This is a genomic window from Hominimerdicola alba, assembly GCF_900109655.1.
GTDB classification, from domain to species: Bacteria; Bacillota; Clostridia; order Oscillospirales; family Ruminococcaceae; genus Hominimerdicola; species Hominimerdicola alba_B.
The window spans coordinates 343,835-366,265 of record NZ_FOAT01000002.1; the positions used below are offsets into that span (position 1 = coordinate 343,835).

18 protein-coding genes are annotated in these 22,431 nt (G+C 47.0%); 8 read left to right on the plus strand and 10 right to left on the minus strand.

The annotated features are described in order from the left end of the window. The first annotated feature begins 114 nt into the window (after positions 1-114). Together rny and BMY75_RS03785 are read left to right on the plus strand one after the other, a co-directional pair. Positions 115-1,680, plus strand: coding sequence for a ribonuclease Y (rny, locus tag BMY75_RS03780; RefSeq protein ID WP_074829913.1), 1,566 nt, complete (start codon positions 115-117; stop codon positions 1,678-1,680). Positions 1,681-1,753: 73 nt separating this feature from the next. Further along, positions 1,754-3,334: an O-antigen ligase family protein gene (locus BMY75_RS03785; protein ID WP_074829917.1), complete on the plus strand. Its 1,581-nt coding sequence runs from the start codon at positions 1,754-1,756 to the stop codon at positions 3,332-3,334. 73 nt (positions 3,335-3,407) lie between these two features. Here BMY75_RS03785 and BMY75_RS03790 read toward each other — a convergent pair whose 3' ends face one another. The 6 genes from BMY75_RS03790 to BMY75_RS03820 form a co-directional block, all read right to left on the minus strand. Then, the gene (locus BMY75_RS03790) at positions 3,408-3,824 is read right to left on the minus strand and encodes a tetratricopeptide repeat protein (protein WP_074829920.1); all 417 of its coding nucleotides are present in this window, start codon (positions 3,822-3,824) and stop codon (positions 3,408-3,410) included. 98 nt (positions 3,825-3,922) lie between these two features. Beyond that, positions 3,923-4,711 (minus strand): nucleoside phosphorylase, encoded by a 789-nt coding sequence (locus BMY75_RS03795; protein ID WP_074829924.1) that lies wholly within the window; start codon positions 4,709-4,711, stop codon positions 3,923-3,925. Between the two features lie 122 nt (positions 4,712-4,833). After that, on the minus strand, positions 4,834-5,676 hold the full coding sequence (locus BMY75_RS17440; protein ID WP_081350439.1) for a DUF3592 domain-containing protein: 843 nt from the start codon (positions 5,674-5,676) through the stop codon (positions 4,834-4,836). 127 nt (positions 5,677-5,803) lie between these two features. Next, positions 5,804-6,316 (minus strand): DUF3592 domain-containing protein, encoded by a 513-nt coding sequence (locus tag BMY75_RS03810; protein WP_074829928.1) that lies wholly within the window; start codon positions 6,314-6,316, stop codon positions 5,804-5,806. A 290-nt stretch (positions 6,317-6,606) separates the two neighbouring features. Further along, on the minus strand, positions 6,607-7,446 hold the full coding sequence (gene nadC / locus BMY75_RS03815) for a carboxylating nicotinate-nucleotide diphosphorylase (protein WP_074829930.1): 840 nt from the start codon (positions 7,444-7,446) through the stop codon (positions 6,607-6,609). A gap of 21 nt (positions 7,447-7,467) precedes the next feature. Beyond that, entirely contained in the window at positions 7,468-8,970 is a 1,503-nt protein-coding gene (locus BMY75_RS03820) for an L-aspartate oxidase (RefSeq protein WP_074829933.1), read from the minus strand. Positions 8,971-9,362: 392 nt separating this feature from the next. Here BMY75_RS03820 and BMY75_RS03825 point away from each other — a divergent pair, with 392 nt between their 5' ends. The 6 genes from BMY75_RS03825 to BMY75_RS03850 all read left to right on the plus strand — a co-directional run bounded on the left by BMY75_RS03825 (position 9,363) and on the right by BMY75_RS03850 (position 16,455). Then, entirely contained in the window at positions 9,363-10,493 is a 1,131-nt protein-coding gene (locus BMY75_RS03825) for a GntR family transcriptional regulator (RefSeq protein WP_074829938.1), read from the plus strand. A gap of 163 nt (positions 10,494-10,656) precedes the next feature. Beyond that, a complete protein-coding gene (locus BMY75_RS03830) occupies positions 10,657-11,355 on the plus strand; it encodes a helix-turn-helix domain-containing protein (protein ID WP_074829941.1) in 699 nt (232 codons plus the stop codon). Between the two features lie 170 nt (positions 11,356-11,525). After that, positions 11,526-12,599, plus strand: a complete 1,074-nt coding sequence (locus tag BMY75_RS03835; RefSeq protein WP_074829945.1) for an ABC transporter substrate-binding protein — start codon at positions 11,526-11,528, stop codon at positions 12,597-12,599. Positions 12,600-12,768: 169 nt separating this feature from the next. After that, entirely contained in the window at positions 12,769-14,292 is a 1,524-nt protein-coding gene (locus tag BMY75_RS03840; RefSeq protein ID WP_074829947.1) for a sugar ABC transporter ATP-binding protein, read from the plus strand. Then, entirely contained in the window at positions 14,279-15,373 is a 1,095-nt protein-coding gene (locus BMY75_RS03845; RefSeq protein WP_074829950.1) for an ABC transporter permease, read from the plus strand. The genes BMY75_RS03840 and BMY75_RS03845 overlap by 14 nt, the downstream gene beginning before the upstream one ends. 20 nt (positions 15,374-15,393) lie before the next feature. Beyond that, positions 15,394-16,455, plus strand: a complete 1,062-nt coding sequence (locus tag BMY75_RS03850; RefSeq protein ID WP_074829953.1) for an ABC transporter permease — start codon at positions 15,394-15,396, stop codon at positions 16,453-16,455. Positions 16,456-16,533: 78 nt separating this feature from the next. On the opposite strand, the gene BMY75_RS03855 is transcribed toward BMY75_RS03850, so the two are convergent. The 4 genes from BMY75_RS03855 to BMY75_RS03870 form a co-directional block, all read right to left on the minus strand. Continuing rightward, on the minus strand, positions 16,534-17,637 hold the full coding sequence (locus tag BMY75_RS03855) for a phosphonoacetaldehyde reductase (RefSeq protein WP_074829956.1): 1,104 nt from the start codon (positions 17,635-17,637) through the stop codon (positions 16,534-16,536). A gap of 530 nt (positions 17,638-18,167) precedes the next feature. Beyond that, entirely contained in the window at positions 18,168-18,500 is a 333-nt protein-coding gene (locus tag BMY75_RS03860; RefSeq protein ID WP_074829960.1) for a DUF1292 domain-containing protein, read from the minus strand. A 2,347-nt stretch (positions 18,501-20,847) separates the two neighbouring features. Continuing rightward, positions 20,848-21,420 (minus strand): site-2 protease family protein, encoded by a 573-nt coding sequence (locus BMY75_RS03865; RefSeq protein ID WP_242940157.1) that lies wholly within the window; start codon positions 21,418-21,420, stop codon positions 20,848-20,850. A 34-nt stretch (positions 21,421-21,454) separates the two neighbouring features. Then, positions 21,455-22,426, minus strand: a complete 972-nt coding sequence (locus tag BMY75_RS03870; protein WP_074829966.1) for a biotin--[acetyl-CoA-carboxylase] ligase — start codon at positions 22,424-22,426, stop codon at positions 21,455-21,457. Positions 22,427-22,431: the final 5 nt, after the last annotated feature.

Here is a 22,431-nt window from a genome sequence, read left to right on the forward strand (position 1 = left end):
TTCATGCTAAATGTATCTTTACAATTTAATATCGGGCAGAGGCTTTTTTCGTGGATACAGGGGTGTCCGTGAGGAAAAAGACTCTGTACTTTCAAGAAGGAGGAATGCTATACAATGGGTATTGGATTGGCAATCGGTCTTTGTGTAGCGGCTCTTGTTCTTGGCGCAGCTATCAGTGGCTACATTTGTTTTAAGAAGGGAATCGACTATCGAAAGGAAACTGCCGAAGCAGCAATAGGCTCTGCCGAAGCGGAAGCAGAAAAGATAGTAGAGGAAGCGAAGAAAAACGCAGAGACTCTTAAAAAGTCAGCATTGGTGGAAGCAAAGGACGAAATACATAAGTCCCGCCAGGAAACTGAAAAAGAGCTGAAAGAAAGAAGAAGTGAAGTATCCAGACAGGAAAGACGTATCCAGCAGAAGGAAGAGAGCATCGACAAGAAACTGGACAATCTGGAAAAGAAGGAAGAAACACTTCAGAAAAAGCTGAAGTCCGCCGACGAGAAGGTGGCTGAGGCTGAACGCATCAAACATTCACAGCTGGATATGCTGGAGAAGATATCGGGTCTGACAGTTGATCAGGCTAAGGAATATCTGCTGGCACAGCTTGAGGGCGATCTGGTACATGAGAAGGCTGTCAAGATAGCTAACTATGACGCTCAGATCAAGGACGAGTGCGATGCCAAGGCAAGGCAGTATATCTCGCTTGCTATTGCGAGATGTGCAGCAGATCAGGTCTCTGAGACCGCTGTATCTGTTGTGGCACTGCCCAACGATGAGATGAAGGGTAGGATTATCGGACGCGAGGGAAGAAATATCCGTACCATTGAAACTCTCACAGGTGTTGACCTTATCATCGACGATACCCCCGAGGCTATCACCATTTCCTGCTTCGATCAGGTAAGGCGTGAGGTCGCAAGGATAGCGCTTGAAAAGCTTATCCAGGACGGCCGTATCCACCCCACCCGCATCGAAGAGATGGTAGAGAAAGCCAAGCGAGAAGTTGAACTCAAGATCAAGCAGGAGGGCGAAAGAGCCGTGCTGGAGACCAATGTTCACGGTCTTAATCACGAGCTTATCAAGCTGCTGGGTCGTCTGAGATTCAGGACCAGCTACCGTCAGAACGTGCTCAATCACTCTATCGAGGTTGCACATCTGGCAGGCATGATGGCATCTGAACTGGGTGTTGACGCAAATCTCGCCAGAAGAGCAGGACTGCTCCATGATATAGGTAAGGCGCTGAGCTATGAGATCGAAGGTTCTCATGTTCAGATAGGCGTAGATGTATGTAAGAAGTACAAGGAAAATGCCGATGTTATCCACGCTATCGAAGCACACCACGGCGACGTTGAAACAAGAACAGTCGTTGCGGCGCTGGTACAGGCGGCAGACGCTATCTCCGCGGCAAGACCCGGTGCGAGAAGCGAGAACTATGAAAACTATATCAAGAGATTACAGAAGCTTGAAGAGATCTGTACTTCCTATGACGGCGTAGAGAAATCTTTCGCAATACAGGCAGGCAGAGAGGTAAGGATCATGATCCAGCCCGACAAGATCAACGACGAAAAGATGGTCTTGGTGGCAAGGGAGATCGCGAAGAGGATAGAAACAGAGATGGACTATCCCGGACAGATCAAGGTGAACCTTATCAGAGAAAGCAGAGTAGTGGAGTATGCCAAGTAAGGCTTGACAATAGCGGACAGGCAATGACCTGTCCGCTTTTTTTATAAAAAATAATATAATAAAGAGGCGCATCATGGCAAAGGATAAAAAAACAGATACGCTGAACAAGGGGCACAAGCACCTGTTCGGCTCAACGGAAAAATCAGATTTTATTCTGAATATGGACTTTGACGGCGCTCAGAAGATGTGCAGCCGTTTCTGTATGCTGGCAGTGCTGATAATATCGCTGGTGCTGATACCTGCGTATTACACCCAGCATATTGAGATGTATTTTGAGGAGGGTATGCCTCACTACCTCAGTGATAATTTTATATTCTATTCGGCATCGATGGTCATGCTAATGGGCGGACTGGGCTATCTGGTGTTTGATGTGGCAAGGCAGAAAGGTCTTGTGGATCTTAAAAACAACAAAACGCTGATACTGCCGATACTGCTGCTGGTATCGACGCTGGTATCGGCACTGGCGGCAGGCAGCAAGCACGATTCTCTGCTGGGCTATATCGGCAGACATGACGGTTTTCTGATGACGCTGGGTTGGCTTGGGCTTTTTGCCGCGGCGGCAGCGCTCGGTGACGGCAACAGAAAAAAGACGCTCTCCGATTTCATTGTAGGCATGGGAACATTTCAGGCGATAGTAGGTATTGTCGAAGCTATCCCCGGTGTATCGTCTGTTACAAAGAATTATTTTGAAAATCTCTTCCTCTATCCCAGCACCACCGATGTTGCAGATGCTTCAAAGGGCGAGATATACATATCACAGGAGGAGAACTATACATCTTTCGGAGTATACGTAAAGAGCAGGGTCGCAAGCGGATTTCTTACTTCGCCCCATGCGCTGGCAGCTTTTCTGACGGTGGCATTTGCACTGGCTATCGGCGGCGCGGCTTTTGATGACAACAAAAAGCGCAGGATACTTTACTGTATAGCTGCCCCGATAATGGCTGCTGCTGCCTGCCTGACAGATGTTTATGCAGGCGTTCTCGGAATAGGTGCAGCTTCACTCATCGTGCTGATAGTGGCAGTTATAAAGGCAGCAAAGGGCGGCAAGGGCGCACTTGCGGTGTTTATTCCTCTGGCTGTATCGGGAATCGCGGCAGGCGCACTCTTCGGCACAGGCACAGCAAAGTTCAATGATGAGAATGTCATATTCACTGACAGCTATGTTGTGAGGTCGATAGGTCACTATGAAAGATATGACTACGTAAGCGGCATAACCGATAAGGATAGCGATACCCGCGGTATCTATGATTACCTCTTCGGTGATGCGGTAAATGTTATCTCGAACAAACCTGCGCTGGGCGTTGGACCCGATAACGGTATTTATTTTCTCACGCAGTATAACCTCACCATGGACCGAAGCTATAATGAGTATATGGATACCGCCATGCAGAAGGGCGTTATCACACTGATACTGTACGCTGTCTTCCTTATGGCTACGCTGATAAAGGGCATAAAGCTCGCAGCAGGCTTCGTCAAAGGAAAATCCGACTGGGTATCCGCAGCAGCATTTGCGGCGGTACTGGCGTATGTGATCCAGGCATGGTTCAACACCACATGGTTCAGCGCGACTTACATAATGTTCATCGCGGCAGGTCTTTGCTGGGATATTTCTGTTAAGGGAAAATCAGATAAGGCTAAGACAAACAGCAAATGATAAAAAGGCGAAAAGCCTTATCCTGATACGCATACAGATTCAAAGCCCCGAGGTATAGACCCCGGGGCTTGACTTATATCATATCCCTGATAAGATCAAAATACTTTTCATCTTCGCTTCCAAAGATCTCTTCACCTGCAAGCATATAGGCACGCATAAGATATTCCTTGGCATCTTCTTTTCCCAATTCATGTGAACACTGCCCCAGACGAAGCATAAGAAAAGGGTCACAGTAACCCTCGCCTGAAAGATTTGATTTTGCGTCCCAAAGATACGGATATGCTTTCTCGAATTTACCCTGCATGAAAAAGGCATCTGCGATAGATGTCTGGAACCACACTGCTTCACTTTGCGCGTTTATCGGCTTGCTTAATGAAGCCAGCCCCTCCAGCCATATTTTTATAGCCTGATCGTATTCTTCTTTATTAAATAGTATGTTGCCTTCTTCGGCATAATCATCTGTGCTTTTCTTTTCAATACAATTATCCACGGTATGCACCGCCTTTCGGGTTAAAGATCTCAACAGAAATGCCATAGTATGTCCGACATTATCATTGGAAATACTATGGCGTAAAAATTGCTGTATCGTTATGCTTTGTCTTGGCGTATAAGCTTTCTTATCGCTTCTACCGCGCATTTTATTCCGCGTGAACTGTCGTCAGTCAGGGTATCTGGCAAGCCCTGTTTGGAGCGTTCCATGTTCCAAAGGGCTGTAAGTACGCAGCCGCAGCGTACTCCGAGGACCATGCCCACCGAGTATATCGCAGCGCACTCCATCTCAGAGGAGAGACAGCCGCATTTTACAAAGCTCTTCCATCTTGGCAGAAGATAATCCGCCACGCCTGAGCGCTCGGGCTCCACCTGACCGTAAAAGCTGTCCTTGGAGTGTACCACGCCAACATGATAGCGGTTTCCGTTCTCGTCTGTGGAAAGCTCCTCTGCGCTGTCAGCCAGCGCCCTAAGTACGGAATAATCCGCCGCCGCGGGGTAGCCTATGGGAAGATACTCGTATGAAGTACCCTCGGCACGTATGGCGCTGTTTGCGATGATGAGATCGCCGCCCCATATCTTCAGGTCGATTCCGCCGCAGGTGCCAATGCGTACAAAGGTATCCGCACCGCATTTTGCAAGCTCTTCTACTGCTATAGCCGCAGATGGTCCGCCTATGCCCGTTGAACATACCGTTACCTTTTCACCGTCGAGTGTGCCTGTGTACACATTGAATTCGCGGTTGTTTGCCACTTGTACAGCGTTATCCAGAAGTGCCGCTATTTTCTGCACACGCCCCGGGTCGCCGGGAAGAATAACGTATCTGCCCACTTCCTCGGGAAGTGTCTGTATGTGGAACTGCCGCTGTCCGTCAAGAATAGATGCCATGATGATACCTCCTTGAACATCTGTTGTTTTTAGCTAATAACGACATTCAGCACGGTACAGTTTTTCCGTACCGTGCGAAATGTTTTACAATAATATGGTGAAGGATTGGAAATGTCAATATATCAGTTCAGCTGATTGAAGTCATTATAATTGTTGCTGCTGCCGCTGTATACATTGTTATTGTTGTAGCTGTTGTTATAATCGTTGTTGTAGCCGTTATTATAGCTGTTAGTGTTGTTATAACCGTTATTGTAGCTGTTGAAGCCGTTGCTGTCGTAGGAGTTATAGTTGTTATTGTTATATCCGTTGTTGTAATTGTTGTTGTAGCTGTTTGTATCGTTGAATCCGTTATTATAGTTATTATTGAAGTTGTTGTTGTACCCGTTATTATATCCGTTGTTATTGTAGCTGTTGCCGTTATAGGTGTTATAATTGTAGTTGTTATTTCCGTTCATGCCTGAAAGTACAGCACCTGCTGCCATGCCGCGGACACCGCCTATATTTCTCCTTGATGCTTTGGTCTTTATGCCTGAAACGAATAATATCACACCGATCAGACCAACGAATACAGAAGCTACCATTCCGCCTGTGCCTGTATCATCATATCTGGTGTAATGATCGGCGGCGGGATTGGAAGGATTGTAGTAAACCGTGATGCGTGTGCCAACATCGACTCTCTGACCAGAACTCAGGGTAGATGAGCCTGAATACGCCTTGCCTTCAACATCAAATGTGTAGGAAGTAGGATAAACATAGTATGTAGTTCTGCTGTGCTTGCCGGTTTTTCTTGTTCTGCGCTGTTTTGTGACCGACTGTACAATGCCGTTGTTCGTGGACTGTGTGCAGCGCTTATGCATCTTTTTGGTGTTGTTGCCGGTCGTGAAAATGACCATTGACATTACGACCATTACTATCCCGATAAAGATCATAAATCCGGGACTTGACTGTGTGTTTCTTCTTGCCATATTCTTTCTCCTCCGTATAGTCTACATAAAATTTAAGCCCTTGGCTTTTCTTTATACATATATTATCACTTTTGAAATGATTTTTCTACCAACTCAGATTTGCAATTACGCAACGAAAAGTTGCATTTTACTGCCACTGTCCGTAGCTGCTGAAATCGTCCTTTTCCGCCTGCTTTTTGCCAAGGTGAGATAAGTACAGTCCGACGAGAACGACTATCACACCGATGCCCACGAAACCGAATCCCATGAACTTGAACAAAGTAGTAATAAAGGAGATGGTCTTATCTGCAGGAACATATGCTTTATGGGGAGAATCAGGGTCTATCATGATGTCAGCCTTATCGCCTATATCATATGGCGGATCATTTGAATATGCATTTGCCGAGAACTCGTATGAAGCGCCCTCGTACTCATAGCTGTACATAGGTGAAGCCAGACCGTCTTCGTTATATTTGTATTTGAAAACATAAGCCTCAACAGGTACGGTGCATTCTTCCTTTTTCTTCGAATCGCTTTTTTCAAGTATAATGCCTACTGTGCCTAATATTCCGCCCACCAGTATGAATATCGCCATAACCAAGCCTACCACAAAGGCGGGTGAGGCGTTCCTGTTTGTGCCAAATGATGTACGTACTCTCATTGTATGTCCTCCGTTTTATTCAGTGATATGTATTATGTTTACATATGCCGTAATATACAGCAAACGACATAAATCAAATATTTATGTCGTCTGTCTTGAATGATCATATTATAATACTATCACTTTTCGCGGTAAAAATCTACCAACCTAACTTTGCAGTTGCGCAATGATGAGTTGCAATTGCAGGTTATAGTAAACGACATATATTTCAAGACATTCAGTGCTCACAGCCACAAAAAGCACAGCGTCTGCGAGCGCTGAATGTAGAAATAAATATGTCGTTTACTATATCATTTTACCATCTTCATCGAGATATCGAATGCCTTGACAGAATGTGTCAGCGCACCGAGCGAGATTATATCAACGCCTGTCTCTGCTATACCGCGGATAGTTTTTTCGGTAACATTGCCCGAAGCTTCAAGCAGAGCTCTGCCGTTTGTGAGCTTAACGGCTTCTGCCATTTCCTCGTTGGACATATTATCCAGCATGATTATCTCAACACCAAGGTCGAGAGCTTCTTTCAGCATTTCCATGTCGGCTACTTCAACTTCTATCTTGACGGTATGACCGACTTTTTCACGCAGAGCGTTCACCGCACCTGTCATGCTGCCGTAAGCATCGAGATGAGTGTCTTTCAGCATAGCGCAGTCGCTGAGATTGTAGCGGTGGTTCTTTCCTCCGCCCACGGTAACTGCATACTTCTGTATAGCCCTGAGTCCGGGGAGCGTTTTTCTTGTATCAGCCACGCTTGCCTTAGTGCCTGCGATAAGCTGAACGCACTTGTTTGTGGCGGTAGCTATGCCCGACATATGCTGCACCAGATTCAGTGCAGTGCGCTCGCCTTTGAGGAGAGCCCTTGTGGGTCCTGTTATCTCAGCGATGATGTCGCCTTTTTGTACAACTTCGCCGTCATGTATAAAAATTCGGAAAGACACTCTGTCGTCCAGCAGTTTGAAAACTCTCAGAGCTACTTCAATGCCGCAGAGCACGCCTTCGTCCTTTGAAACGTACTTTGCAGTGCTGACAGCGTCATCGCTCACCAGCAGGTCGGTGGTCACGTCTATATAATTGATATCTTCCAGCAGAGCTGTTTTGATGATATCATCTATCTGGAATTGCATAAGTCTCATAAATTTACCTCCGTGGTATCATCAGAATCCGTGTTCGTAGTCAACGTAATCAAGGGGAACACTTTCAAAAGCTATCTCAACAGCCTCGGTCAGCACGATATATGCTACTGTTGCAAGGCTTTTTGCTTCGATATAATCGCGGTCGAGCTTGAAATTGCCTTTTACCAGCTTCTCTCGGATATGGGCTACCCTTGTAAGGCTGTCCTGAAGGCTGCCGATATCGGGCAGTACAAAATATGCCTTCTGCATGATAGATCTTATCTCGCGGCGGATTCCCGAGGGGATATGCTCGGCGGTCTCGTCTATCTTGTAATCGAAGCTTTCCAGCTCCTTGTTCTTGTCTATCTTCTCGGCGATATCGTGTGCCGCACGTCTTGAAAATACAAGAGCTTCCAGCAGAGAGTTGCTTGCAAGTCTGTTGTTGCCGTGAACACCTGTGTGTGAACACTCGCCGCAGGCATACAGACCGTCGATATTCGTTCTTGCATAGGTATCAACATTTATGCCGCCCATAAGGTAGTGGTGGCAGGGGAATATCGGCACAGGTTCCTTTGTCATATCGTAGCCAGCTTCAAGCAGATTTTTGTATATCATGGGGAAACGGTTCTTGACGAACTCGGGATCCTTGTGGGATATATCAATGTAGAATTCGTCCGAGCCTGTTCTTCTTGCTTCAAATATTATGGAATGTGATACCACATCACGGGGAGCAAGTTCAAGTCTGCGGTCGTAGTTCTGCATGAATCTTTCCTTGTTGCAGTTCAGCAGATAAGCGCCCTCGCCGCGTACAGCCTCGGATATCAGGAAGCACTCCCTTGTCTTGCGGTTATTGAAAGCGGTGGGGTGGAACTGTATATAGCTCAGATGCTGTATCTTAGCTCCCATCTCATAAGCCTTGGCGATACCGTCGCCTGTAGCTATGGCAGAATTTGTAGTGAACTCGTAAACTCTGCCGATGCCGCCTGTGGCGAATATCGCCTTGTGAGAATTGCAGGTGATGTACTCGCCGTCCTTCAGCACAAGGAAAGAGAAGCCGTCACCGACTTTGTGGCAGTCGCACATCAGAGCGTTTTCCCATATCTCAACATTGGGAAGTGTCTGCACATAAGCCAGAAGCTTAGTTTCTATCTCATAGCCCGTAGCGTCCTTGTGGTGGAAGATGCGGTGCTTTCCATGACCGCCCTCAAGAGTGCGGTGATAGTCGCCGTCAGGCTTTTTATCAAATTCAACGCCAAGCTGTATTATCCTGTCGATATCCTGAGCCGCCTCGGTAACAAGCACCTCAGTAGAATCGGGATCGTTCTCAAAACCGCCTGCTATAAAGGTATCCTCCTTGTGATACTCGGGAGAATCCTCGGGGCTTTTGTAAACGCCTGCGATACCGCCCTGAGCCAGCGCGGAATTGCACAGCGTGAGCTCGCGCTTTGCCAGCACGAGAACTTTCAGATCGGCAGGGAGATTTACTGCCCCGTACAGACCTGCGGCGCCGCAGCCTGCGATGATAACATCATAATTTTTGCTCATAAAATTTTACCCTCTTTGCTATGCAGTGATCTACATCAATGCAACAGTATATGGTCAACTGTATACTTATTCCATTATAACACAACTGTGTCGGAATTTCAATAGTTAATGCAAAAAAATGAGCATTTCGCCGCAATATGTTTTTATCAGGTAAATACAAAATCTGGAAATATTAAAATTTGTACGCTTTGATAGATGTGAAGATGTTTGGTCAAAACCGCCAAATAAGTTCATAATGAATCTGTTAACTATACAAAATTGGGAAAAATACCCTAAAGTTGTATTTACAAGTGTTCTTATATGTGCTATAATTTGTTCAAATTAGTAAAGTCATATATTGAAATTTGGAAAATACATGGTATACAACCGATAATAAGATCGAGGGGGAAGTTATGGACAACTATAAATATCTGATGATCGTGGACTGGGTAAAGGAGCATATAGCGTCAAAGGGTCTGAAGCCCAATGACCGTTTTCTTACCGAAAAACAGCTGTGTGAGATCCACGGTGTCAGCAGGCAGACGGTCAGACAGGCGCTGATGCTGCTTGAAAGTGAGAATGTAATAGTCCGTGTGCGCGGCAGCGGTACATTTGTGGGAAACAGGTCATCTGTATCCTCGCCGGTATCCGTAAGAGGTAGCATAGGCGTGATATCCACTTATTTCAGCGATTACATATTCCCGCACATAGTTACGGGAGTTGAGAGCGTGCTGGGCAGTGCGGGCTGCACTATGCAGCTGGCGATAACTCACAATCAGGTGTATGAGGAAACTCAGGCACTTGAAAGTATGCTGGCAAACGGAGTTCAGGGTCTGATAGTAGAGCCTTCAAAGAGCGCTCTGCCGAACCCGAATGTGGATCTTTATGCAAAGTTAAGGCGGGAGAAGATACCGCTGGTATTCTTCAATGCGAAGTATCCCTGGGCAGATCAGCCCTGTGTTGCTATGGACGACGAGGCAGCGGGCAGAACGGTCACGGATTATCTGTTCGACTGCGGACATACAAAAATAGCGGGAGTATTCGCACTGGACGATCTGCAGGGACATAAGCGTTACAGCGGATTCATGCAGAGCTGTCTGGCACACGGCATACGCGAATCGGAGAGGAATGTAATATGGTTCGCAACGTCGGAAAGGAACGATATATTCAGCTATACTCAGGATAAGCTGCTGGGTCTGCTGAAAGACAAGAGCGCTGTTGTCTGCTACAACGACAAGATAGCTGTGAAGCTGCTGAAACTTTGCAGGGACAACGGCATAAGGGTGCCCGAGGATATATCTGTAGTTGGTATAGACGATTCAAGGTATGCTTCCATCTGCGAAGTTCCGCTGACTACGGTGCATCATCCCCAGAAAAAGCTGGGCGAAGCCGCTGCAAAGCTGCTTCTTGATATGATAGAGGGGCGTGAGACATCGCCAAAGGATATGCTGTTCACTCCCGAACTTGTGGTGAGGGAGTCTGTGACAGACCTTAGAATGGGTAATACATTACAATCGGTTCAGAGGAAAAAGGGTGTGAAATAGAGAGAGTTTATCCGTTTGCGCACATAGCGGCGAGCAACGTTATGTGCGGATGGTGATATGTACACAGCAGCGCACCTTATGACCTTGGTCATGGGTGCGTTTTTAATAAATGAAAATGGAAGAGCATAGTTGTACATACAAGATAATGTGGTGGTGACTATTTATGAGAGAGAAAAGCTGTTCGGAAGAATGTTGCAATGTAAGAAAACTTGATACCAAAAGGATAGGTGAGCTGCTCAGGAGCGGCAGTACTGCAAGCTGCGGAAAGGTGCTGGACGAGGTACTGGATGAGGTCGGATTTGACGGCTTGCATTCATTGGTGCTGAGACTTTATGTCTGTACCGATATGTATCTGGAAGCCAGGAGCTTTACGCGGCAGCTGGGAGTGACCGATGAGGAGTTTACAGCGTGCTTTGGCGGAGTTGACGAGATAGAAGAAAGACTTTCCACGGTGGAAAAAGCCCGGGAAAATATGCATGATATGCTGGAGCGGTGCATACGCTGGAGAGTTGAAAAATGTCATGAAAACGGTAATTCTGTAGTTAGAGACGCCCGCGAGTACATCGATGAGCACTATATGAGCAGTGCACTTTCACTGACTGCGGTGGCAGAGGCTGTGGGTATAAGCCCTGCTTATCTCAGCGCATTGTTCAAGCGCGAGACAGGAAAGAACCTATCCGAGTACATAACAGGCATAAGGATAGAGCGTTCAAAGGAGCTCCTTTGCTGTACTTCAAAGCTTATATATGAGATAGCATTCGAGGTGGGTTTTCAGGATTACAGGTATTTCAGCCAGATATTCAAAAAATGTACGGGACAGACTCCAAGACAGTTCCAGAACAGTGCAAACATATGTATGTAGATTTTTTTACGTGACAGTAAAAATTTAAACAAATTGAGTAAATATTTTGGTATAAATGTATGCACAATTTGATTATAATGTAAGTACAAGTTAAGAACACGAAAGGTGTAAGGCGAAAGTACACCTTTGGAGGATAACACATGATATGAATATCTAAGGAGGAAATCAGGATGAAAGTCAAGAAGATTTTGGCAATGGCAATAAGTATGGTGATGTGCGCTGCAATGTTCGCAGGCTGCGGAGATACAGAAGGCGGCTCTGATAACGGCGGAAAGTCTGCCAAATCCGGCACCAAAGATAACGGCGGAGCTGATAACGACGGCGGCGAAGATGAGGGCGGAGATACAGGAGCAGCTGATGACGGCGAACTGATCACTGTTGGTATAATCAATAATGACCCCAACGAGTCTGGCTACCGTACCGCTAACGACAAGGACCTCAAGGCTACATTCTGTGAGGAGAACGGATTCAAGGCTGATTTCTATTACAGCCTCAAGAACGATGAGCAGATAACAGCCGCTCAGAAGTTCATTCAGGACGAAGTTGACTATCTGCTTCTGTCCGCAGCTGATACCGCAGGCTGGGATACAGTTCTGCAGGACGCTCAGGACGCAGGCGTAAGAGTAATACTCTTCGACAGAACCATCGATGCTGATGAGAGCCTGTATGAAGCTTCCATCGTTTCCGATATGGCTAAGGAAGGTCAGACCGCAGTTGACTGGCTGAAGGGTCAGGGACTTTCCGATTATAAGATAATACACCTTCAGGGCGTTATGGGTTCTGCTGCACAGAAGGGCAGATCTCAGGCACTGACAGATACAGCAGCTTCCGACGGCTGGGAGATAGTTGAAGAACAGACCGCTGAGTGGAACGCTGAAAAGGCACAGCAGATAGTTCAGTCCGTTATCGACTCGGGCAAGGATTTCAATGTAATCTATGCTGAGAACGATGATATGGCTAAGGGCGCTGTTGCAGCACTTGATAAGGCTAATATATCCCACGGCGTAGGCAAGGACGTTATCGTTATGGGCTTCGACTGCAACCAGTGGGCACTTAAAGAACTGCTGGACGGCAACTGGAACTATGACGGACAGTGCAATCCTTTCCAGTCCTCTTACATCAAGGATATAATCGACAAACTTGAAAATGACGAAACTCTCTCTGAAAAGACTATAATCATGGATGAGAAGGGCTTCGATGCAACTACCATCACGCAGGAAGATGTAGATAACTACGGTATCTGATAACAGGTCACACTGTTTTTCCGGTGTCTGCCGGCAATGTTCGGCAGACGTCGGGACTATAATCAAAGGCTATGATAAATTTCAGATAAAGAAGTAAGTGCGGTGCGGCATAGGCGAGGTCAATTATGTCCCCGCACTTATTTTGAGATCACGAGCGGGAGGACTGCAAATGCAAAAGGATTCACTGCTTGAAATGCGGGGTATCTACAAGACTTTCCCCGGAGTAAAGGCTCTGCAGAATGTTGACTTTACTCTTAAAGAGGGGGAGATACACGCACTTATGGGTGAGAACGGCGCGGGTAAATCCACGCTGATAAAAGTGCTGACAGGCGTACACGTAAAGGACGGCGGAGAGATATTCGTCAGGGGACGTGAGAACGCCGTGCATATAAATTCGCCGAAACAGGCACAGGCGCTGGGCATAAGCACTGTTTATCAGGAAATATCCCTTTGCCCGAATCTGTCTGTTGCCGAGAACATCTTCCTTGCAAGAGGCAAGGGCATCGGTGTGAACTGGCGCAATATGAACAAGAGAGCCGATGAGCTTTTGAAAGAGCTGGGCATAAATGTAAGAGGTTCACAACAGCTGGCAAGCTGTTCTATCGCTGTTCAGCAGATGGTGGCTATCGCTAGGGCGGTTGATATGGAATGTCAGGTGCTTATCCTTGATGAGCCTACATCGTCACTGGACGAATCCGAGGTAGCCAAGCTGTTTGTGCTGATGCGCAAGCTCAAGGAAAGAGGCGTAGGTATAATCTTCGTAACTCACTTCCTGGATCAGGTGTATGAAGTCTGTGACAAGATAACCGTACTGCGTGACGGCAAGTTGGTAGGCGAGTACGAGATCGAAAAACTGCCGAGACTTCAGCTGGTATCAAAGATGCTTGGCAAAGAGCTTGATGACATGGCTGATATCAAAAACGACAGCCCCACATTCAAGAAGAACGACGAAAAGCCCGTATACGAGGGCGAGGGTCTATGCTCTTCCGAGGGCATCAGCCCATTCGATTTCAAGATACACAAGGGCGAGATCAACGGTTTCACTGGTCTGCTGGGCTCGGGCAGAAGCGAATGTGTGCGTACTATATTCGGCGCTGACAAGGTCACAGGCGGTTCGGTAAAGATCGACGGCGAACCTGTAAAGATAACCAAGCCGAGACAGGCTATGAAATATGGTATAGCATACCTCCCCGAAGACAGAAAGCGTGACGGTATCGTGGGCGACCTTTCCGTAAAGGATAATATCATACTCGCCCTGCAGATAAAGACAGGCTTTTTCAGACCGATATCAAAGGCAAAGGCGCTGGAGTATGCCAACAAGTATATCGACCTGCTGGATATAAAGACAGCCTCGGTAAATACACCGATAAAGTCCCTGTCAGGCGGTAATCAGCAAAAAGTCATACTTGCAAGATGGCTGCTGACAGAGCCCAAGTACCTTATACTCGATGAACCTACAAGAGGTATAGATGTCGGAACAAAAGTAGATATACAGAAGCTGATGCTGAAACTGGCTTCCGAGGGTATGAGCGTAACGTTCATATCTTCCGAGACGGACGAGATGCTGCGTACCTGTTCGAGACTGCTGGTAATGAGAGACAGGAAGCTCGTTGGAGAGCTTACAGGCGATCAGCTTAATCAGAATACCATCATGGCGACTATTGCGGGAGGTGATACAAATGGCGAAAAATAATGCACAGCCCCAAAAGGCGGGTATCGCAGGTCTATTCAGGCATCAGATAATGATACCCATAGCTGCGCTTCTGCTGCTTGTGCTGTTTAATCTCATCGCAGATCCGTCATTTTTCAAGATCACACTGGGTAACAACAGCGACGGAAATCCCGTCCTGAGTGGCTACCTTATAACTATAATAGACAGCGGCTCCGAGCTTGCCATACTTGCACTGGGAATGACCCTTGTAACAGCGGCATCGGGTGGACAAGATATCAGTGTGGGCGCGGGCATCGCCATAGCGGGCTCGGTACTGCTGAGAGTTCTCTGCGGAACTGAGACCAGTCCCGAAACTCTCCATGCTCCTGTTATCGTAGCATTTCTGGTAAGCTGCCTTGTGGCAATGCTGTTCGGCGCTTTCAACGGTTCGCTTGTGGCGTTTTTCAAGATACAGCCAATGATAGCAACGCTGATACTGTTTACCGCAGGACGTTCCATAGCGGCATGGATAAACAATAACCAGCTGCCTAACGTAAACGAACGCTCATTCAGCTACTATGGCACATATATCCCGGGTATACCGATACCAACACCTTTCTTTATAGCACTGGCGTGCTTCCTGGTTACATGGCTTCTGCTGAGATTCACCACACTGGGACTTTACGTGCAGTCGGTAGGTATAAACGAGAAGACTTCCAGACTTAACGGTCTTAATCCCGAACTAATAAAGCTGCTGACTTATATCCTGCTGGGACTTTGCGTTGCTATCGCGGCGCTTATCAAGGTCAGCCGTCTTTCGACCATAAACTATTCGGTGATCGCAAAGGATATTGAAATGGACGCTATACTTGCAGTTGCACTGGGCGGAAACGCACTGGGCGGCGGTAAGTTCAGCATGAGCAGCTCCGTTCTCGGCGCATATGTTATACAGTTCCTTACAACTACACTTTATAAATTCCAGGTCAAGGCAGATGCACTTCCAGCGTACAAGGCAGTAGTTGTAATAATCCTCGTAGTCATGAGTGCTCCCGCTGTACGTGAGAAGTTCTCAATACTTATAAAGAAGCTGCGTTCCGATAAGACAGCAGCCCAGAATTCCTGACGGACAGGAGGTAGAGTTTTATGTCAATAGTAAAAAGACGGAGCGGCGAACTCAGAGCTCCCACAAAAATGACAGATACCAACCTGCTGACCATGATAACCATATGCGTATTTGTGGCGATGTACATATTTGCGGTGCTCTTCCTGAAAAAGGGCTTTCTGAAACCGCAGACATTCTTTAATATATTAAACGCTAACGCGGCGCTGATAATACTCGCCTGCGGAATGAGCCTTGTTATGATAACAGGCGGTATAGATATCTCCGTGGGCGGCGTGACGGCTCTGGTATCCATGAGCTGTGCGGTCTATCTTGACCACAAGGGCGGAAGTCTGCCGATGGCTGTACTGATGGCTGTTGGCATAGGTCTGGCATTCGGTTTAGTTCAGGGCTACCTTGTGGCGTATCTGGAGATACAGCCATTTATAGTCACGCTGGCGGGAATGTTCTTCGCGCGAGGCGCGACTACCATCGTTTACAACAAGCCTTTCAATGTGGCTAATGAAGATTTTGTAAAGCTTAAAGCCACAAGGATACTTATACCATACATGGGCACGTACAACAAAAGGGGCAAGTATATCCCCGCTTACATCGAGATAGGTGTTATAGTGGCGATAGCCCTGGCGATACTGCTGTTTGTACTTCTGAAATGGGCAAAGCCCGGAAGGAATTTTTACGCCGTTGGCGGCAACAGGCAAAGTGCGCTGATGCTGGGCGTAAACGTAAAAAGGACAATATTCTTCTCTCATTTAATTTGCGGACTGATGGCGGGCATAGGTGGCTTCGTGTATTTTATGCACGTTGGTTCCGGCTCGCCGCAGCACGCGAGCGGTGCCGAGATGAATGCGATAGCATCATCGATAATAGGCGGCACCATGCTGACGGGAGGCGTCGGCAATATCATCGGTACAGTGTTCGGAGTGCTTTCACTGGCGCTTATACAGAACATAGTATCATCTGCAGGTCTCGATGACGCATGGTGGACAGGCATAACCGTAGCAGGTATGCTCTGCATCTTCCTTGTAGTCCAGAGTATCATAATCGCCCGCCGCAAGAAAGCAAACGCGGCAGCGGCAAAACAATAATACAATTTCCTTTCTGTATAAAAACAGGCGCGTTCCCGGTTCATTTCGGGGGCGCGCCTGTTTATTTTTGTAAATACGTCACAAAACTATCTGTTTGTACAAAGCACAGATGGTATCACCGTCAAGCTGTACCGGGTGGTTTTTAAGGCGCTCGGCATTTACCGAAGATGCCAGAAGTCCGATGTCGCCATCTGAGGCTTTTGGTGCTGAAAGTCCCAGGCTATCCACCAGAGCACCGAAGCTTTCAGCGGCGGTTGATGCTGTATCACAGCCCATGATGTGCGCCAGTTCATTCAGCATATTTTTGAAATACTCCTCACCGCGGTCATCTTTGCAAAGCGAGGTATTTTCAGCCATGAAAGGGAACAGCGCCTTTACGCACAGCGCGGCGGCGTGTCCGTGGGCAAGACCGTACTTCGTGGTCAGCTTGTAGCACATGGCGTGACCTGCCGTGGTGGCAGTGATGTTTATGGCTTTTCCTGCGATATTTGAAGCTTTCAGCATATCCGAGTTGCCTGCATCGGTGTTGGCGAGATATCCGCCCATGGACGAGAATATCAGCCTTATTGCTTCTGCCGCATATGCCTGACTTTTCTGCGTTGAGTGTACCGACCAGTAGCTTTCAACTGCGTGACACAGTGCGTCCAGCATGGTGGCTTTCTTCTGATAGTCGGGGAGAGTGCGTAAAACCGATGCATCGAACATCACTGCCGTGGGTATGCAGCTGTTGTCCGTCACCGAGACTTTGTTGCCATTGTGGTAGATTATGGCGTAGCGTGTGGCTTCACTGCCTGTGCCTGCTGTTGTGGGCACGGCGAAAAATTCAATGTCGTTGGGGACTATCTTCTGCGTGATATAATCGTTGCTGTCGTCCATTGTGACATACATTTTTATACATTTCGCAGTGTCCATAGCTGAACCGCCGCCAACCGCCGCCACCATATCACAGCCCGTTTCTTTGTAGAGTTTCACTCCTGCCAGAACAGACGTATAATCGGGGTTAGGCTTGAAATCCGAGAACCTGATGACCTCTATACCTGTGCGCCTGTGAAGTTCATTAAAATATCTGCCGACAGCAAGCCCATCCATTGATCTGCCACCCACAAGAAGTATCCGTTTAGCGCCTGTATCTCTGAAATAGGTGTCAAGCGCTTCTGTGCTGTTGTCAACTATCCTCTGCATGATGTTACCTCCGTATACCATATTATACGACTTTTATTTCAGGTATGCGCTCGCTGCCATCGCATACGACACAGTAGGTGCTGATACGAAAATATGCGGTCGCATAATTTGGGAATAATGTCTTTATATCAAAAGAAAAGCTGACAGATCAGAAACCTGTCAGCTCTGTTTTTAAGATAAATTGCCGCCTTGCCGTCGCATAGAATGTAAACCCGCATCAACGTGCAGGGTGGGTAAAACGACCTTTCAGCCTCATGATCCCTTCGTCCGTAGGCCGAACGGCAAATGCGGTTCGGGCGGGAGGTCTTCAATCTTCGGAAAGAGTGCGAATCCCTTTTAATAAGTGTTGGATTTAAAAAGCTATGCTTGATCGAACAAGGTAGCAATCTAAAAACCTTGTTCACAGGAGTTTTCCGCTCCTTTGATCTGTTTACATTATACCATAATCCATCGTAAATTTCAAACGGTAATTTAGACAAAATACCGTCTAAAAAATTGTACATTATAAATTATTGGCAAATGCGGGAGGATTATTCTCCCTCTTCTTCGTCGTCCTCGAAATCGAACATCTCGTCCAGACGCTCTTCAAAAGCTGCGCCTACACGATCGAACAGATCCTCGTCCTCGATAGAAGCCAGTATCTCTTCACCGGTCTCGTTGTCGTACTCCGCCTTCAGTATCACCAGCAGCGAAGCTTCGTCAAGTATCTTGTCGGCATCTTCTTCCTCATAAAAAGGAGTAAGCGCATAATATCTTTCGCCCTCAAAGTCCATGCAGTCCAGCAGTTCAAAAGTCTGCTTGTTGCCGTCCTCATCCATCAGCTCGTAAAGATCGGGGGTGTATTCATTCTTCTGCTCGTCCATACCTAATGACCTCCTTTAAGACCAGATGCGGCATATTTTGACCGCCGCAACAGTTATATTATACTACAAATGGCAAAATAAGTCAAGCGGTTTTTTCTGAAGGCTCTGTAACACTTTTCTTTGTATGTTAAATATAAAAATTATAAAAATGTTGAAAAAAACTATTGACAACCAACAAGAAATGTGGTATAGTATATTCAAGGAAAAGGAAAGCAGATAAAAATCAATAAGGCGATGGCGGAGATGAGCCTGAGGGCACGTTGTTATCGCCGGGTCTTGATAATAAAGCTGATAGTTCCTTAGAATTGAGATCAACATGGGTAACAGTAAAGGTGCCGCAGTTCGTGCAGGACGAGGGTCCATCTTACAAAGTGGTACAGACTCCGTGAGATCTTAGATCATATGAAAGGAGCGAGTCCGATGGATGTAAGCGAAAGCCTTGTGAGTATTCAGGGCTCGTGCATCTCTTAATTACCGGGGACAGGACTCAGACGTAGGGGCTGACAGTTCCGGACAGTGAAACTTTATTAAGTAAGAGATAAGCGGGTCGGCGGAAGGCATTACCAATTCGTTTATACAAGGCGGATACTCAAGACCTTTAAAATTGAATATCTCCGTCGTGAACGGGGAAGTTGATATTGATCAGGAGTGGTGCAGAGTGCACGATATATTTCTGAATATCTGAACGAAGGGAGTGAGTCCACAGTTCTATTCAGCTTAGCTTCCAAGCGAGAGGAAGCACTCCGATGATGGCGCATGAAGCGCAAATTTAACCGAAAGGCGTAATTCCAATGGCATAAAGTTGATTTGATACTGTTACGGCGAGATGCCGAATACAATATTAGGTTTGGGAGTGATGCATTTTGAAGATGCAGAGCAAACTGCTGAGAATTTGAGAGTAAGGAGTGAGTCCCAAGTACAACGCAGCTTCGTTCCTGAGCTAGAGGAACATCCCGAATTTGGCGCGTAGGCGCAAATCTACTGAAAGGAAACAGTACCAATGGCATAGTTGGTTTTTGATTTCGACTTTAATGTACGGCTGAAAATGCCGCATATCTTATAATAGGGAGTGGTGCATTATGAAAATGCGCTCAAGAATGCTGAATATCTGAAAGATGGGAGTGAGTCCAAAGGGTGTTGCAGCTTAGCTTCCGAGCGAGAGGAAGCATCCCGACAATGACGCGATAAGCGTAAATTTTTCTGAAAGGAAAGGTACCAATGGCATAGTTGGTTAATGATCCGACCTTTGGCGGACAGTGGGTCCGCAGCACGTTTACTTTTATAATAGGGAGTGGTGCATTATGAAAATGCGCACAAGACTGCTGAATATCTGAAAGTTAGGAGTGATTCCGAAGGTGTATGCAGCTTAGTTCCGAAGCTTAGCGGAACGTCCCGAATTTATAACGCGTGTGCGTTAAATTTCTACGAAAGGTTTTGAACCAATGGCTTGATTTTAATTTTCCGCTGATGCGGAGTGAAATACATAAAATATATTGAAAGGTAGTAAATCCGATGAGAAGTTAAGTTTTTTCCCGACAAAAATTTATTCTTACCGAAAGGAAATTAGTTCCGATGGAAATTTGATAAAAGGTCTGCACGTTTGTTTTGAGTTTACTTGCAGTGCGGACAAAGGATTTTCAGATTTACTGATATATTTTATTAAACGAAAGGATCAAAGTCCAATGGCTTAATATGGATCAATATGAGAGCTGTCGATTTACGGCAGCTCTCTTTTAATGTGTCCTGATGATGTGAGGGAGCATAATATATAAAAACGGCTCACCGCCGTGTCGGTGCAGGGTGGAATGTATCCCGTGAAAAGCCCGTTCTATCCGATGCGGCAGCCTGTTTTTTTGCCCGCCGCGGGAATGGCTTTGCTGTTCCTGCATTTGCGTGGGCTGATATTTTGATGTATGAAATATTGATGCTTGTACTTATCGTAGATCGGGGATTTGATGCGCTTGTATCAGCATTGTTCTCAAACAAATGTTCCACGTGGAACATTTTCGTTCATCAGCATACGTACTGCGGTGGACGTTTCGCCCCTCGTTCCTCGGGTCGAGAAATCAACGAGCTACCGTTGTTGATTTCAGGTGCGGCAATAATTTTATGCAGATAGAAAGAGCGTGGACAGTCGATTGTCCACGCTCTGAATTTTGTAGCGGTGACTGCGTCGACCGCGTGCCGCGTCCCTTTAGGTCGGAAGTTCGCTGTTCTCTTATAGTCAGCTCTGCATTTTGGTTTTGCGCCTTGATGCGAGGGCTCTGCCCTCGCGCTCCCGCAAGCCTTTCGCGAAAGGCTTGAGCCAAAGCTCTCTTCCTTGGCAGCTTACGCGAGATTTAGTTTCTTACGCATCATCCGCTGCTTCAGCAGCGATTGCGAACACAAATGTTATCAGCAAACTCACACTCACTAACCCACGCACAGCCATGACCACTATCAGCGCCGCCGTGAGTATTATAAATGTATACCTCACTGCCCGAAGTCCTTTGCCCTCTGTCAGAAGTTCCAATGCTCTGCCACCGTCAAAATGCTTGAAAGGCAGAAGATTGAACGCCCCCAGCAGAAGATTTATCTGCACAAAGGAATTCATGCTCTGCGTGACAAGCCCTGCTAACGCAAGCAGAAAATTCACCCCGCAGCCCGCAAGCAGTACGGTTAGATCTTTGCCGAAACTGTCTATCCTGCCTTTTTGCGGAGTTATGCGTATCCCGCCGCCGTAAAGGGTAATGGCTTCCGGTCTGCGCCCGAATATAAGCATGAAAAAAAGATGTCCGCATTCATGAAGGCAGCAGCAAATCAGTGCTGTCAGCAGACTGCCTTCATCACAGCCTGTGAGCAGCACCAGTGCAAGCACCGCGGGAAAGCTGAAGCTTATTCCCAACTGTACGCCGCCAACGCTGATACGGAACATTTTCATCACCCATCATTATACTATTCGGGTGATGCGCTGATTATTTCCTTTTTCTGATACTTATCTCGCCGCTGGATACGGTATCTTCGGTGCCGTCCTCATATCTCACCATAAGTCGGCATTTTTCGTCGGCGTCGATAAGCTTTGCGGGAGTTATCTCACTGCCGCGTATGATATTGATATCCTCACCGCGCCACATCAGTCTGCTCTGGTATCCCTGCAAAAAGCTGTTTTCGGAAAGATGGCGGTAATATCCCATGAAGTTTTCCAACACCATCGCCGCCATGCGGTTGCGGATATCCTCAGCGGGAGTATCCAAAACGGCACCTGCTATATCCTTGATATCCTCGGGGAAACCGCCCTCGGGTTCGTAGACGTTTATACCTATACCGCAGACTGCGTAGTCAAGCCCGCCGTTTTCAAGGTTGAATGAAGCTTCCGTGAGTATGCCGCAGATCTTTCTGCCGTCCATGTACACGTCGTTTACCCACTTGATATCGGATCTTTTGCCGCTTATCTTTTCAACAGCTTCTGCAACTGCCACGGCTGCTGCGGTGGTTATGCGCACAGCATCTGCGGCTGTCATCTCGGGTTTTAACAATATGCTGAGGTACAGTCCTGTGTTTGATGGCGAAAAGAATTTTCTGCCCAGTCTGCCCTTACCGCCTGTCTGCATACCTGCGATGACCGCAGTACCCTCGGGAGCGCCATTTGCGGCAAGTTCACGAAGTCGGGTATTGGTGGAATCCGTCTCTTTATAGACCGTCAGGCTGATGCCGCTGTTGTCGCCAAGATATTTCTCTACTCCCGCTGCGGACAGCATATCAGCGCTGTCAAGACGGTAGCCCCTGTTAGTCACGGCGGAGATATCATAACCCTCGCTTTGAAGCTTTTTAACAGCTTTCCATACTGCGCCGCGGGTACAGCCGAGACTTTCGGCGATCTCTTCGCCCGAGAGGTATCTGCCCCTGTTCTGTTCAAAGAGTTTTATAAGTTCGTTTTTTACAGCCAAGCCAA

What these genes read in the sequence shown, in the direction of transcription:
- rny (WP_074829913.1), top strand. Translation starts at nt 115, where the DNA reads ATGGGTATTGGATTGGCAATCGGTCTTTGTGTAGCGGCTCTTGTTCTT.
- BMY75_RS03820 (WP_074829933.1), bottom strand. Translation starts at nt 8,970, where the DNA reads ATGAGCAAAAATTATGATGTTATCATCGCAGGCTGCGGCGCCGCAGGT.
- BMY75_RS17440 (WP_081350439.1), bottom strand. Translation starts at nt 5,676, where the DNA reads ATGGCAAGAAGAAACACACAGTCAAGTCCCGGATTTATGATCTTTATC.
- BMY75_RS03835 (WP_074829945.1), top strand. Translation starts at nt 11,526, where the DNA reads ATGAAAGTCAAGAAGATTTTGGCAATGGCAATAAGTATGGTGATGTGC.
- nadC (WP_074829930.1), bottom strand. Translation starts at nt 7,446, where the DNA reads ATGAGACTTATGCAATTCCAGATAGATGATATCATCAAAACAGCTCTG.
- BMY75_RS03825 (WP_074829938.1), top strand. Translation starts at nt 9,363, where the DNA reads ATGGACAACTATAAATATCTGATGATCGTGGACTGGGTAAAGGAGCAT.
- BMY75_RS03830 (WP_074829941.1), top strand. Translation starts at nt 10,657, where the DNA reads ATGAGAGAGAAAAGCTGTTCGGAAGAATGTTGCAATGTAAGAAAACTT.
- BMY75_RS03795 (WP_074829924.1), bottom strand. Translation starts at nt 4,711, where the DNA reads ATGGCATCTATTCTTGACGGACAGCGGCAGTTCCACATACAGACACTT.
- BMY75_RS03855 (WP_074829956.1), bottom strand. Translation starts at nt 17,637, where the DNA reads ATGCAGAGGATAGTTGACAACAGCACAGAAGCGCTTGACACCTATTTC.
- BMY75_RS03810 (WP_074829928.1), bottom strand. Translation starts at nt 6,316, where the DNA reads ATGAGAGTACGTACATCATTTGGCACAAACAGGAACGCCTCACCCGCC.
- BMY75_RS03845 (WP_074829950.1), top strand. Translation starts at nt 14,279, where the DNA reads ATGGCGAAAAATAATGCACAGCCCCAAAAGGCGGGTATCGCAGGTCTA.
- BMY75_RS03850 (WP_074829953.1), top strand. Translation starts at nt 15,394, where the DNA reads ATGTCAATAGTAAAAAGACGGAGCGGCGAACTCAGAGCTCCCACAAAA.
- BMY75_RS03840 (WP_074829947.1), top strand. Translation starts at nt 12,769, where the DNA reads ATGCAAAAGGATTCACTGCTTGAAATGCGGGGTATCTACAAGACTTTC.
- BMY75_RS03860 (WP_074829960.1), bottom strand. Translation starts at nt 18,500, where the DNA reads ATGGACGAGCAGAAGAATGAATACACCCCCGATCTTTACGAGCTGATG.
- BMY75_RS03785 (WP_074829917.1), top strand. Translation starts at nt 1,754, where the DNA reads ATGGCAAAGGATAAAAAAACAGATACGCTGAACAAGGGGCACAAGCAC.
- BMY75_RS03865 (WP_242940157.1), bottom strand. Translation starts at nt 21,420, where the DNA reads ATGAAAATGTTCCGTATCAGCGTTGGCGGCGTACAGTTGGGAATAAGC.